This is a genomic window from Annamia dubia NIES-4383, assembly GCF_055394725.1.
In genome coordinates this window covers 1,255,815-1,269,983 of record NZ_AP025630.1, presented here as the reverse complement: position 1 = coordinate 1,269,983, position 14,169 = coordinate 1,255,815, and the positions used below count along the sequence as shown (strand labels likewise).

Below are 14,169 nucleotides of genomic sequence, written 5' to 3'. Positions count from 1 at the left end.
CTTAATCTTTGGAAAAAATTTGCAACATCACTTTACATTTCTTGATTTTTTAATCTGAATTTCCCCCTAAGAAAAATAATAAAACTCTTGATATAAGGTAGTTTCAGTGCTTTTTAACTACCTATTACTGTGTCCATTTTGGGAGAGGGCTTGTAGTGACTGGTTGAAGCGATTACCCTCTCAATCATTATATCCTAATCAACACTCAATTAATGTTAAGAAATCGTTACAATTACATGGACACAGAAAATTGGGGTTCTGATACTCAAAAATTCTGTTACACAAGAGTTATAACTATTTTCAGTACAAATGAATGGGGGGGAGTTCAGATATAATAGATTAAATTTTTTTAATAATTGATTAATTAATTATGTCTAATTTAACTTTATCTGATCAAGAAAATTTAGCTTTTTGCGCACTCGCTAACCAAGATTATATTAATGCTATTAACCTTTATACAGAATTAATAGAAACTGATCCAGAAAATAAAACTTATTATTGGTATTTAGGCTTGAGCTTATTATTAAAAGGTGATGAAGTAGAAGCTCAAACTACTTGGATGTTACCTTTTTTTGAAGCAACTGAAACTGAAATTATTGAGGGGACAAAAGAATTAATTGAGGTTTTGCAAATAGAGGCTATAAAACAAGCACAGAGCCAAAATTATTTATTAGCTTGGACTATTCGCCAACATCTTAAAGAATTTAATCCTGATGATCTCAATAATTTTTTAATTTTAATAGATTTAAGTTTAAAATTAGAAAAAAATATTGAGGAAGAATTAACTAATTTAGATTTAATTGAGTTATTAAATAATTCAGATTATCAAGTCAATGAAGAATTATTATTAACTGTTTTAAATAATATTTGTATTGAAAATCCACTAATTTCTAATTTAGATGATTTAATTTTAGCTAGTGTAAAATATATCACTAAAACAGATCAATTTTATTTAATTATTGTTCCCACAGCTATTAAAATTAATTATAGTTATAGAAGAAATAAGTTAGCAATAGAACTATTAAAAATATGTTTAAAATTAAACCCAAAAAACGTACAAATTTTAAGACATTTAACTTCTTTTTATGAAGATGGAAAAAATTATCAAAAAGCAATAGAAACTGCTAAATATTGTTATGAAGTATCTGTTAAATTAGCTGATAGAATTATTGCTAGTCATATTTTAATTAGGGCGTTATTACGCACGGGGGGTTATTGGAATGAAGCGTTAGAAGTGGTAACAAGACATCAACAATTATTACAAGAAATTTTAATAACAGAAGATGCTGGTTTTGATTTAGATAATTTGATTTGTTTATTTACAACTACTTTTTATTTACCTTATTTTCAAGATAATCCTAAATTCAATCATTTTTTGCAAAATCAAATTTTAAAATTAGCTAGTAGTCAATTAAAATTATATAATAAAAAACAGATTGAAAAATATCAAAATTGTCAAGAAAGAGCCTTCCAAAAAGATAAAAATAAGCCTTTAAGAATTGGTTATATTTGTCATTGTTTTACTCGTCATTCTGTAGGTTGGTTAGCTAGAGGTTTATTAGGGCATCATAACCGAGAACAATTTGAAATTTATGGTTATTTTATTAATGGTAAAAATTTTTATGATCCCATTCAAGAATGGTATAAACAACAAATGAAAAAATATTATCAATGTGAATTTAATGGGTTTGAAATTGCGGAACAAATTTATCAAGATGAAATAGATATTTTAGTAGATTTAGATAGTTTAACTTTAGATATTACGACTCAAGTTATGGCGTTAAAACCTGCACCAATTCAAGTGACATGGTTAGGCTGGGATGCCTCTGGATTGCCTGAAATTGATTATTATATAGCTGATAATTACGTTTTACCACTTCAAGCTCAAGATTATTATACTGAAAAAATTTGGCGTTTACCTAATAGTTATATTGCTGTAGATGGTTTTGAAGTGCATTTACCTTCTTTAAGACGAGATAGTTTAAATATTCCTAATAATGGGATTATTTATTATTCTGGTCAAAGTGGTTTTAAACGTCATCCTGATACCTTAAATTTACAGTTAAAAATTATTAGTGAAGTACCTAATAGTTACTTTTTAATTAAGGGGGTATATCAAGATGATTCTATTCAAGAATATTTTATTAATTTAGCTAAACAATATGGTATAGAAAAAGAGCGTTTACGTTTTTTACCTAATGCTTTAACTGAGGAAATTCATCGGGCTGATTTAGCAATTGCTGATATAATTTTAGATACTTACCCTTATAATGGTGCAACCACAACTTTAGAAACTTTATGGATGGAAATACCATTAGTAACAAAAGTTGGGGAACAATTTGCTGCTAGAAATAGTTATACTATGATGATAAATGCGGGAATTAATGAGGGAATTGCTTTTAATGATCAAGAATATATTAATTGGGGTGTTAGTTTTGGCAAAAATGAAAAATTACGTCAAGAAGTTAAATGGAAATTACATCAAGCTAAACAAAGATCACCTTTATGGAATGCCAAACAATTTACTCAAGAAATGGAAAAAGCTTATCAACAAATGTGGCAAAATTTATTACTAATTAATAAAGATTAAGTAATAAATTGATAGATACATCATAATAATTAATTATTAGTTTGATATTCTTAATATTTATATAGATTGACAATTAATAATTAATATTTAATAATAAAATTTGTAGAGACTTAACATGATACTTTTCTACAAAATGACAGTTATCACATAATTTACAATCAAAAGAGGTTTTGACAAATGAAAATGATGTTAACTTTAAAAAATAAATTGTCTTTTAATTTTACTTTTAATATTTTAATTATTTTAGCCAGTGCGATCACCCTAATTTATTTACAAAATGATTATCTCAAAAAAATTAAACATCTTGATCAAGAATTATCAAAAACAGAAGTAGAAAAAGCGGTTAAACTAGAAGAAACCAAATTAAAAATCTTAAATAATTTCCCTACTTTTGGTTTTAATAATTTATATGCTGATTGGATTTTTCTAAATTTTGCTCAATATTTTGGGGATGATCCTGCTAGAAAATTAAGTAATTATGATCTAGCACCGGAATATTTTGAAATTATTTTAGATCGAGATCCAAAATTTTTAGAAGCCTATTTTTATCTATCAGCTAGTAGCTCAATTTATGCAGGAAAGCCTGAAAGATCTGTGGCTATTATGAATGATAAATTAAAATTATTAAATCCAAAAGTTCCTCTGGGTGCTTATTATATTTGGCGTTATAAAGCAGTGGATGAATTATTATTTTTAGGTGATAGTAAAAATGGGAAAGAATCTTTTAAAAAAGCATCTGAATGGGCAGGTTTATATACAGATCAAGAAAGTCAATCTTTATCGAAAATTTTTGCTAAAACTGCTGAATTTTTAGAGAACAATCCTGATAGTAAAATGGCTCAATTTAGTGCTTGGCTCATGGTTTTAAATGGAGCTTATGATGAGCAAACTCGTCAAAAAGCGATTACTGCGATCGAAAATATTGGTGGAAAAGTTATGCTAACCCCTGAAGGGGAGATCGAAAGTATTATTCCTCCTGAAAAAGATTAAAATTTAGGTGAAAAATAATTCAATTTGATCCCCAATTTTTAAGTTTAAAATTTTTTGTGCATTACCTTGGTTAACTGCTATTTCTAAGAAATTATGACTACCTATTAAGGAAATAATTTGATTAATTTCTCCATCATTATAAGTATTATAGTTCATAATTTCTTGATTATTGATCACTATTTTCCAAGATTTATATTTAAGTAAATTAGCCGGAATATTAGTAATTAAATTGCCAAAATGATCTATATATTGAAGATAACCAATGATACCTTGATCCGTTAATTGATAAGGGAAAAATTGATCTTTGATTAAACTAGCACGATCGATTTTTTCCCCAAAATAATCTAAGGGTATTCCTTTAGCTAAATAGGCCGCCACAGGTGCAAAAATGTCTCGCCCATGAAAGGTAAAACTAGGATCTGATCTTAACCAATATTGGCAATTTTTAATTTCTATAATTTCGATTATTTCTTCTTCTTCAAAAATCCCATTAATTAAACCATTATCAGGTACAATAATATAACCTTTTTGATATTTAATAATTATGCCCCTTCTGTTACTTCCTACCCCCGGATCTATCACAACTAAATGAATAGTTTGATCGGGAAAATATGCCAGACTATTAATTAAACAAAATCTTCCCGCAATAATATTTTGAGGTGGAATATCATGACTAATATCTATTAATGAAACATCAGAATTAATTTTTTTAATCACCCCTTTCATTACTCCTACATAATAATCTGCTAACCCAAAATCAGTTAATAAGGTAATAATAGACATATTTATTATTTTTTATTGGTTATTTATGATTCTTCAGAATATTTTAGCACGATTTTATGTTAGGATCTTGGTAGCCATATTAACAACCACAATCCTCCCCATTTGTTAAATTATTTTTAATCCACTTTTGCTAAATTTTGATGCTTAAAATTTATGAATAGTTCAACTCTTAATTATCACACGAGCGATTCTAATCAAGACAAAAAACGCCAAAAAACTTCTACTTTAAAGTTAGTTGTTTTTCCCATTGGCCAATTAAATGTGGCTTTTTCTATTAATTTTGTGCAAAAAGTTATTAAATATACCCATATTTATAGTAGTGGTTTAACTGAAATGGGTATTACCCATTTAGATAATCAAGAAATAACAGTTATTGATCTTTATCAACGTCTCTATAAAAAGCCTTTTATTTCTCAAGATGATCAAGAAGGTTATTTAGTAATAGCTAAAAATTCCGCAGGAGAAACTTTTGCAATTGTTTCCCTTGAAACTCCTACTTTAATTGATGTTTTAGTTTCTGAAATTAGACTTTTACCTGAGTCTTATCGTAAAGTTGATACATTAGAAATTGCTTCTCATGTAACGGTTATTTCCAATGAAAATCAATCTTTAACCGTGTTTTTATTAGATGTTGATCGCCTAGTTGCACCTCATCAATAATTTTGTAATTGGTAATTTTAAAATAGTTACTTATTACTTATTACTGATTATTTATTACACTTCTAAAAGTCTTCTATTTCTAATTTAGCGCTGGTAATCGCATCAAAAGCAAACCCTAAAACTAGAGGCATGGGAGAATGAATCAAAATACTCAAAATAACACTAATAATTGTGACAATTACTGCTAGTAATAACCATATTTTTTCATCAGGAGAAAGGCCATTTTCAGCCTTAATCATGCGTAAAGTTTTAGGGGGTATGGGTTCTGGCATGACCGCCCCCGGAGGAAAAGCCCAATAATTATTACATCTTTCCAGAAAAAGGTCTGTCCAACCGTTTTCTTGACACCATTTTTCAATCCATTGTTCACAAAAATGTTCGATTTTGAATTTGATCATTTTTTTACCTTCAAAACAAGACTAATTCAATGTCAATTATTAATTGATAAAAAGTTATTATTTCAAAAAACTATAATTCTTTTTTGCATTATAATTGATTTATACTTTTTTATCTAAAAAGTAAAAAAACTTAAAATTTACCCATTGGTTAACTATCAACTTTTTACCTTGTATTTTTTACTTATTACTTATTCTTGATTATTTATTACTTTTAAAAAACCTGATTCTGTAGAAACTCCCTGTAATTTTTGATCCCAAGGATCCCTTGGTAATTGAGGTAAATAGGCATAATCAAATATAATTCCAATTTTCGGGATCGATCGCCATTGATCTTGACAAAATAAACGATCATAATAGCCCCCGCCATAACCCAAACGATAACCACAATAATCACAAGCGATCGCCGGAACTAAAATTAAGTCAATTTCTTCAACTTTAATTAGGGGGGCGGTTTTTAAGGGTTGTTGAATGCCATATTGACCAACTTCTAAGCTTTCTCCCCACTGCCATGAGTGCCATTGTAATTGATTGGCGACACAATAGGGAAAACCCCAGTTTTTATTAAGAAAAAATAAAGAATTGAGGTCTGGCTCTTGATTAATGGAAAAATAGGCCAAAATAGTTTTGGCGTTGTGGAAAATTTCTGTCGACCTCAAGTGTTGACACAGGAGATCGCTTTTTTCTCTCCAAACATCAATAGTTAGAGATTTTCTTTTCTTTAGGTATTTTTTCCTTAACTCTAGTTTATTCAAGGCTTTTCCTTCCTCTGTATCTAAGTGGTTAATAAAGATTTAATCAAATTTCCGTGCAAATACGGATGCAAAACACAAAAATTTTAAGTAAGTGAATTTTGATCAATGTATAGAAGTTTTGCTTAAATTTGGGTAATAATACGGATGTAAAAGATAATAATTTGTATTAAATTAATTAATTAACAAAAGTTAACAAATTAAGATCATCAATCTTTACTTTTGATTAATTTATGTTAAAACTAGAAGTTGAGTTAACTTAACTCATCCCTTCTACGGGTGCAAAGATTGTTACAAAATTTAACATTATTATTATGTCAAATTTTGTTAAACAATCTATCTATATTTCGGGTTTGTCTTTTGCATACCCCAATCATCAAAAAACATCTACTTAACATCTGCTATTATGAATAAAAAATCATTTGGACTGTGCTTAACAGCCTCACTTTTTAGCGTATTCAATTCTTGTCCAGTTGATGCGTCTGAAAGGGCATCTGTGACTAATGATTTTAATAAAAATCAGATTTCCCAAGTTTCACAAGTTGATTTATTGGCTCAATCTACATCGGCCTTCATCTTAAAAGATAATTTAATCCCTCAAACAAAGGCCAGAGTCACCAGCAATAACAGTTTTTCCTCTAATTCCCCCAATATTTCTAATCCTAGCAATACGGTTACGGGCATGGCTTCTTGGTATGGGCCGGGTTTTGAAGGGCGTCTTTGTGCAAATGGGGAGATTTTTGATCCTAATGCTTTGACGGCGGCTCATCCTTCTTTACCGTTTAATACCAGAGTGCGGGTGACAAATTTGACTAACGGGCTTTCAGTGATCGTACGCATTAATGATCGAGGCCCCTACGTCAACAACCGCCTGATTGACTTATCGGCTCAGGCCGCAAGGGAAATCGGAATGTTTAATCACGGAGTGGCACAAGTTCGTTTAGACATTTTATAATTTGGCCTTGAGCTTACCCCCAGCCCCTTCACGGGGTTTTTAAAATCGGGGGTAAAAAATAATTCTTAGTTCAATTGATTGAACTATTTATATTAGTAAAAAAAATTATGATCCTGTTAGCTAATTCTTTAAACTTTGATCATTTGTTAATTAGCCAATGGGATCATATTTTTTTTGTTAATCTTGAAAATTTTTTAATTTTTAATGATCACTTTTCAAATATTAACTGATTTAAAAACCTTGATTTTATCTATGGTTAATTATTAAGAAAATGAGCCAAAATTAGACCAATCACAATTCCTAAACCGAGAAAACGAACAATTAACCAAAAAGGTTCAGCTAGTTGATTCCATTGAAAAAGACGACTTTCTAAAGTTAATTCTATTTGATCTATTTGTTGTTGAATTTGATGTAATTGTGTTTTTAAAGGATGTTCTTTTGGATTTTTTTCCTGTGTTAATTTAACTTGAAGTTGTTGTAATTCTTCCTTTGTTTCTAAAGCTTCTTTAACTTGAAAATACCGCTCTTTAAGGGCATTTAAAGACTGTTGTGTTTCTTCTAAAGTTTCTTCAAATTCAACAAAATTAATTAAAGATTCAGTTTCAGACATTGTTAATAATTCAAAAATAAGATTAAATAATTGTTAATTGTCAATTGTCAATTGTCGACTGATAATCAAATTTTACCATTTGACGAAGGCAGATCAATGGTAAAACTGAAAATAATTGACCTTGTGGGGTGATCGCAGTGCGATCACCCCCTATTTTGATCAATTTGTGTTCAATGACCAAAAATCTGATTATAATTTGATTGTAAAGAGCAAAATTAGACATCTTGCCAAAAAAGTATAAAAAAAAACAAAATTAAATCAATTCTTTAATAGTTTTGATCAATTGTTATCACTTTTTATTGACTTGTGCAAGAAGTTGATTAATTCAGTTATCAAATTTTTCCGTTGGCCGAATAATTAAAAGTTCATTATGCTTAAATTTTTTAAAATAATTGCTCTGATTATTTTTTTTATAATTATTATTTGTTTCGATTTTTTAATTATTAAAAATAATAATAATAATTATAATTATAATCAAGACAATCAACTAACTAATTTAAGAGAAATTACCACCAATGTTCCTCGGTATTTTCCAGCAAAATATAGTGTTTTTCCTTCAATTGATCACGTCAATTTTCAGGAAAACCCCATTGGTTTTGTAGTGGAGAGAATGAACAAAATTGTTCAGCGATCGGGCTTAAACGAAAATTATCAAATTAAAAATAATTGGACACAAAGATATATTATATACTTAATATTAATCATAATTTTGTTAACAATTATTATGTTTAGATCGTATTTTAATCATCTTAAGTCTATCAATTTTTTAAAAACATTACAGACTAAATTAAAAAAAAGTGAAAGTCTCTATGATGCAATAGTTGAAGATCAAACTGAATTAATTTGTCGCTTTTTACCCGATGGCAAATTAACTTTTGTTAATGAAGCCTATTGTCGTTATTTTAATAAAACTAAACAAGAATTAATTGGTTATAATTTCTTCCCATTAATACCCCAAGAAGATCATATTATAATACATCAAAATATAGCTATTCTTAATAAAAAAAAACCTGTTGTTACCCATGAACATCGTGTAATTAATGCCCTTGGCCATCTCCGTTGGCATCAATGGACAAATAGGGCTTTTTTTAATGAAAAAGGGGAAATTATTGAGTTTCAAGCTGTAGGGAGAGACATTACTTTATTAAAACAAATTGAAACGGAATTAATCAAATTAAACAATGAATTAGAAGATCGAGTTGACCAAAGAACACAACAATTAGAAATAGAAATTGAAGAAAGAAAACTAATGGAAAAAGCCCTCAGAAATAGCAAGGATCAATATCAAAAATTAGTGGAAGGTTTACCCGCTATTATTTATAGTTTTTCAAGCAAAAGGGGAGGAATTTATTATTCACCATTTGTGACATTTATTTTAGGATATTCCCCTGAAAAATTATATGAAGATCCTTTTTTGTGGCAAAATTCAATTCATCCTGAAGATTTACCAATTGTGTTTCAAGTGATAGAAAAATTTAAAGAAAATAGTCATTTTGAAATAGAATATCGCATTAAAGATGCCCAAGGAAATTGGCATTGGTTTTATGATCGATCTATTAGTAAAAAATTAGATAATGATGAAATTATTATTGAGGGGTTAGCCATAGATATTACGGAAAGAAAAAGATTAGAACAGGAAGTAATTGAGAGTAAAGATCGTTTTCAAAAAGCAATTATTAATGCTCCTTTTCCGATTATTATTTATGCTGAAGATGGGGAAGTTATCCAAATTAATGAAGTTTGGACGCAAATAACAGGTTATACTCAACAAGATATTCCGATGATTAATGATTGGGTAGAAAAAGCCTATCAAGAACATAAAGAAGAAGTAAAATTTATTATTAATAAACTGTATGATTTAACAGATAAAATTGATAATGGGGAATATAATATTTATACTAAAACGGGAGAAATTAGAATTTGGAATTTTTATTCAGCCCCTTTGGGAAAATTACCTGATCAAAGAAAGTTAGTAATATCAACTGCAATGGATATTACGGAAAGAAAACAAGCAGAAGAACAGTTACTTTATGATGCTTTTCATGATAGTTTAACTGGACTTTATAACCGTAATTTATTTAAAGAAAGGGTGGAACAATGTCTTAAATTAAGCAAAAGAGATCCCGATTATTTATTTGCGGTTTTATTTATTGATATTGATCGATTTAAAATTATTAATGATAGTTTAGGCCATGAAATAGGCGATTATTTATTAATAGAAATTGGCCAAAGATTAGAAAAGTCTGTGCGTTCTTCTGATACCTTAGCACGGTTGGGAGGAGATGAATTTACCATTCTATTAGACCCGATTAATAATATCACAGAAGCCACCGTAATTGCCGAAAGAATTAATTATGAATTAAGCTTACCATTCTATTTAGAACAACAAAAAATAACTACCAGTGCGAGTATTGGCATTGCCTTTAGTTCTACGGGTTATGAGCAATGGTCAGACTTATTAAGGGATGCGGATCTGGCCATGTATGGAGCAAAAGAAAAGGGTAAAGATCGTTATGAAATTTTCGATCCTTTAATGCACATTCAAATTAGTCATTTTTTAGAATTAGAGACTGATTTAAGATTAGGATTAGAACGCAAAGAATTTGTTTTATACTATCAACCAATTATTAATTTAAGCACTCAAAAATTAGCAGGTTTTGAGGCGTTAATTCGTTGGCAACATCCGAAAAAGGGATTACTTCCTCCCTACGAATTTATCCAAATTGCCGAAGAAAATGGCTTAATTGTGCCATTAGGTGAATGGATTATTTTAGAAGCTTGTTTACAAATGAAATCATGGCAATTACAATTTCCTAAAACTGAACATTTAAAAGTTAGTGTTAATCTTTCCGGCAAACAATTACAACAAACAAATTTAGTGGAAACTATTGATCAAATTTTAACAAAAACTCAATTATCTTCCCATAATTTAAAAGTAGAAATTACGGAAAGTATTTTAATCGAAAATCAAGGTAAAGCTAACCATATTTTAAAAGAAATTAAACAAAGAAATATCGCCATTAGTTTAGATGATTTTGGCACAGGTTATTCATCTTTAAGTTATTTACATCGTTTTCCCATTGATACTTTAAAAGTTGATAAATCTTTTGTTAATCGTATTAGTGAAACCGGCCAAAATTTAGCAATTGTTGAAGCAATTATTAATCTAGCCCATACTTTAGAAATGGATGTAATTGCTGAGGGAATCGAAACTAATTTTCACTTAGAAAAATTAAAATTAATTAACTGTGAATACGGCCAAGGATATTTATTTTCCCCACCATTACCACCTTCAGAAATTGAAAAATTTTTTAATTCTGATTTATAATTTAATATAAATAAAAAAATCAATTTTAATAACAATTAAAAACTTCATGCAACGTCGCCACTTTTTAAAATATACCAGTTTAAGCACTGCCAGTTTACTCTTTTCTGGCTGTCAAGGCTTTAACTTTAGCCGATCTTCCTCCGAAAATACACCCCCTAAAGATCCCTTTCCTGATGGGGCGGTCAATTTTGGTCAATTAGAAAAAACTAATTTAATCATAGGATATTATCCTGTAATGGGAGCAATGCCTCTGATTATAGCAAAAGAAAAAGGTTTTTTTCAGAAATATGGCTTAAATGTTACCCTAAAAAAAATCATTAATTGGTCAGAAATAGAAACAGGTTTAAAAAAATATCGTTTAGATGTGGCTCAAACTCCTTACGCTGTACCCATTAGCGCCCAATTTTCCCAAAATTATACCCCCATGAGTATTTTAATGGTCTTACACCGTCATGGCAGTTCAATTGTACTCGATCGCCAAACATGGGATCGCTCAATTCGTCCCGTGAGAGACTATTTCAACTTTTTAGAATTTGCTAAAGATTTTCGTCAAGATCTGCGTCAAAGAGAGCAAACTTTAACTTATGGCATAGATAGCCTCAATTCTAATAATTATTATTTATTCCGCTATTGGCTCTCAACTATTGGCATCCGCACCAAACAGGAAATTAACTGGCTAGAAATTAACAACTCACAAATCCTGCAAAACCTCATAAATAAATCAATTAATGGTTATTGTGGCGAAGCGCCTTGGGATCGAGAAACAATCACCAATCAACAGGCTTTTTGTGCCTCCGTGAGTAAAAATATTTGGAAAGGCCACCCCGGAAGCGTTTTAGCCACGATGATCCCTTGGCTTGATCAATATCCAGCCACGGCGAGGGCTTTAGTTGCATCGGTGTTAGAAGCCTGTCAATACTGTGATCAAAGCCAAACAAAAACTTATTTAGGAGAAATTTTAGCTAATCAAAATTATTTAAACTTAGATGTTAATTTAATTCAAAAATCATTATCAGAAAACTATCTATATGGAGGTTTTGATGAGCAAATTCGCCAAGATTTAATGACGGATTTTTATGTATTTCATCATCAAAATACGGATTATTTTCAAGACAAAGATCACGCTAATTTTCCTTGGTTATCTCATGGAATTTGGTTTTTAACTCAATTAATTCGTTGGCAAAATATTAACCTTTCAGAATATCCAAAAAATGCAGATTATAAATTAAAAAAAGTTTACGCTTGGAAAATATATGAAGAAGTCGCCCAAGCTTTAAAAATAAAAATCCCCACTGAAAGGATCAAAATTGAACCTTCGGAATTTTTCGTTGATCAAAGAACATTTGATCCTAGTGATCCAGTTAAATATTTAAAACAATTCCCCAGAGAATTATAATTTATTTAACTTTTCTTTATTTTCAAGTAAATATTGAGTGATCACATTCATTAATTCCTCACATTCATTAAAAAGCAGATTTAATTGTTCCGATAAAATGGTTTTTCTGGGTTTAACTTGACACATAACTTTAATACTCATCTTCGTTACCTCAGTCAAAAAAATAAATAAATAACTAAAATAAATTTAACAGAAAATTACAAGTTAAAATCATTCATAAGGAGAAATTATAGTTGGGTCTTAAATTTTTATTGCTATATTTACTTATATTATTTCTTTGTGCATTTTTTGCGCAGATCAAAAATTTTCTTAATTTTTGTTTACATAATTATTACCCCTGATCTCTGCTTTCCTAATCTTAAATAATTTGAAATAATTTACTTTTAAATAATCCCATCTTGCCTTTGTGATAAGCCTTGAGGGAGTCAGGGTAAAATAAACAAATTAAAATAGTGTATAATTTTTAGATTTTAAATTTTATTATTAATAAAAAAAATGCGTACTATTGCCGAAATTAATGACAAAATTAACACAGGTAAAATAACAGTTTGGACTGTGGCACAGTTGAAAGAAAAATTAAAAGAAATCACCGTTAAAGAAGCATTTAAACAGGTGGATGTGATTTGTACCGGAACATTTGAACCGATGGAATCTTCCGGTTTAATGATTAATTTAGGCCATACAGATCCACCGATCAAAATACGTCAATGTTGGTTAGATGGCGTTCCGGCTTATGCTGGTTTTGGGGCGGTTGATCTCTATTTGGGAGCAACAATGATGGTAGATAGTGGGGATGTTCCAGAAATAGAAAATCGTCAAAATTTTAGTTATTTAGAAAGGGGGGGAGGTCATGTGATTGAGGATTTAATAAGGGGCAAAAATCTTCAATTAAAAGCGTTAGGACAAGTAACAGATTGTTACCCCCGTTCATCATTTGAAACCACCATTAATAAAGAAACAATTAATCAATGTTATCTCTATAATCCCCGTAATTTATATCAGAATTTTATCGTAGGTGTTAATGGTGGCGATCGCCTTTTATATACCTATTTAGGCCCTTTACAACCCCGTTTAGGTAATGCAGTTTATTCTAATACGGGGGCAATTTCGCCTTTATTTAATGACCCTGATCTTGACTTAATTGGCATTGGAACTAAAATATTTTTAGGGGGTACAATTGGTTATATTGCGTTTGAAGGTACACAACATTTTCCCTTACAAAAAAGATTACCTAACCGCACTCCCATCGGCCCTGCGGCCACTTTAGCTTTAATTGGGGATGCGAAAAAAATGGATCCCTATTGGGTGAGGGGTTGTTATTTTAAAAATTATGGATCCTCTTTAATGTTAGGGGTAGGAATACCTTTACCAGTGATCAATCAAGAAGTAATTATTAAATGTTCAATTCAAGATAAAGATATTGTCGCTCCAGTGATGGATTTTTCCATTCCCAGACGTATTCGGCCGACTTTTGGTTTAGTTAGCTATGCCCAATTAAAAACAGGTAAAATGACCCTTGAGGGAAAAACAGTTAGAGTTGCACCTTTAGCTAGTTTTAAAAGGTCGTTAGAAGTGGCGGAATTATTAAAACAATGGATTGAAAATAAACAGTTTACTTTAAGTGAATATGTGGCCAAAATTCCCAACGATCGTTCTTTTTTGCCCCAAGATAGTTGGGGCGCTCAAATTAATTTATAGTTATTGGTTATT

11 protein-coding genes and 1 pseudogene are annotated in these 14,169 nt (G+C 29.9%); 7 read left to right on the top strand and 5 right to left on the bottom strand.

Going from position 1 to position 14,169, the window contains the following annotated elements; all coding sequences use genetic code 11:
- Nucleotides 1–370: 370 nt before the first annotated feature.
- Complete coding sequence (locus Anndu_RS05740; protein WP_464103455.1) at nt 371–2,590, top strand: O-linked N-acetylglucosamine transferase, SPINDLY family protein; 2,220 nt, start codon at nt 371–373, stop codon at nt 2,588–2,590.
- 183 nt (nt 2,591–2,773) lie between these two features.
- Complete coding sequence (locus tag Anndu_RS05735; protein WP_464103454.1) at nt 2,774–3,580, top strand: hypothetical protein; 807 nt, start codon at nt 2,774–2,776, stop codon at nt 3,578–3,580.
- Between the two features lie 3 nt (nt 3,581–3,583).
- Here Anndu_RS05735 and Anndu_RS05730 read toward each other — a convergent pair whose 3' ends face one another.
- Nucleotides 3,584–4,363: an SAM hydrolase/SAM-dependent halogenase family protein gene (locus Anndu_RS05730; RefSeq protein WP_464103453.1), complete on the bottom strand. Its 780-nt coding sequence runs from the start codon at nt 4,361–4,363 to the stop codon at nt 3,584–3,586.
- 153 nt (nt 4,364–4,516) lie between these two features.
- On the opposite strand from Anndu_RS05730, the gene Anndu_RS05725 reads away from it, so the two are divergent.
- A complete protein-coding gene (locus Anndu_RS05725; RefSeq protein WP_464103452.1) occupies nt 4,517–5,023 on the top strand; it encodes a chemotaxis protein CheW in 507 nt (168 codons plus the stop codon).
- 62 nt (nt 5,024–5,085) lie between these two features.
- On the opposite strand, the gene Anndu_RS05720 is transcribed toward Anndu_RS05725, so the two are convergent.
- Nucleotides 5,086–5,406: a slr1957 family protein gene (locus Anndu_RS05720; RefSeq protein ID WP_464104039.1), complete on the bottom strand. Its 321-nt coding sequence runs from the start codon at nt 5,404–5,406 to the stop codon at nt 5,086–5,088.
- A gap of 203 nt (nt 5,407–5,609) precedes the next feature.
- Entirely contained in the window at nt 5,610–6,173 is a 564-nt protein-coding gene (locus Anndu_RS05715) for a 5-formyltetrahydrofolate cyclo-ligase (protein ID WP_464103451.1), read from the bottom strand.
- A gap of 676 nt (nt 6,174–6,849) precedes the next feature.
- On the opposite strand from Anndu_RS05715, the pseudogene Anndu_RS05710 reads away from it, so the two are divergent.
- Nucleotides 6,850–7,125, top strand: a pseudogene (locus Anndu_RS05710) (septal ring lytic transglycosylase RlpA family protein); the annotation flags it as partial.
- Nucleotides 7,126–7,381: 256 nt separating this feature from the next.
- Here Anndu_RS05710 and Anndu_RS05705 read toward each other — a convergent pair.
- On the bottom strand, nt 7,382–7,735 hold the full coding sequence (locus Anndu_RS05705; protein ID WP_464103450.1) for a sll0565 family protein: 354 nt from the start codon (nt 7,733–7,735) through the stop codon (nt 7,382–7,384).
- A gap of 370 nt (nt 7,736–8,105) precedes the next feature.
- Between Anndu_RS05705 and Anndu_RS05700 the strand changes: the two genes are divergently transcribed.
- Together Anndu_RS05700 and Anndu_RS05695 are read left to right on the top strand one after the other, a co-directional pair.
- Nucleotides 8,106–11,063, top strand: coding sequence for a sensor domain-containing protein (locus Anndu_RS05700; RefSeq protein ID WP_464103449.1), 2,958 nt, complete (start codon nt 8,106–8,108; stop codon nt 11,061–11,063).
- 46 nt (nt 11,064–11,109) lie between these two features.
- A complete protein-coding gene (locus tag Anndu_RS05695; protein ID WP_464103448.1) occupies nt 11,110–12,459 on the top strand; it encodes a CmpA/NrtA family ABC transporter substrate-binding protein in 1,350 nt (449 codons plus the stop codon).
- On the opposite strand, the gene Anndu_RS05690 is transcribed toward Anndu_RS05695, so the two are convergent.
- Nucleotides 12,454–12,600, bottom strand: a complete 147-nt coding sequence (locus tag Anndu_RS05690; RefSeq protein WP_464103447.1) for a hypothetical protein — start codon at nt 12,598–12,600, stop codon at nt 12,454–12,456. The two genes, Anndu_RS05695 and Anndu_RS05690, sit on opposite strands and share 6 nt — an antisense overlap.
- Nucleotides 12,601–12,954: 354 nt before the next feature.
- On the opposite strand from Anndu_RS05690, the gene Anndu_RS05685 reads away from it, so the two are divergent.
- A complete protein-coding gene (locus Anndu_RS05685) occupies nt 12,955–14,157 on the top strand; it encodes a homocysteine biosynthesis protein (RefSeq protein WP_464103446.1) in 1,203 nt (400 codons plus the stop codon).
- Nucleotides 14,158–14,169: the final 12 nt, after the last annotated feature.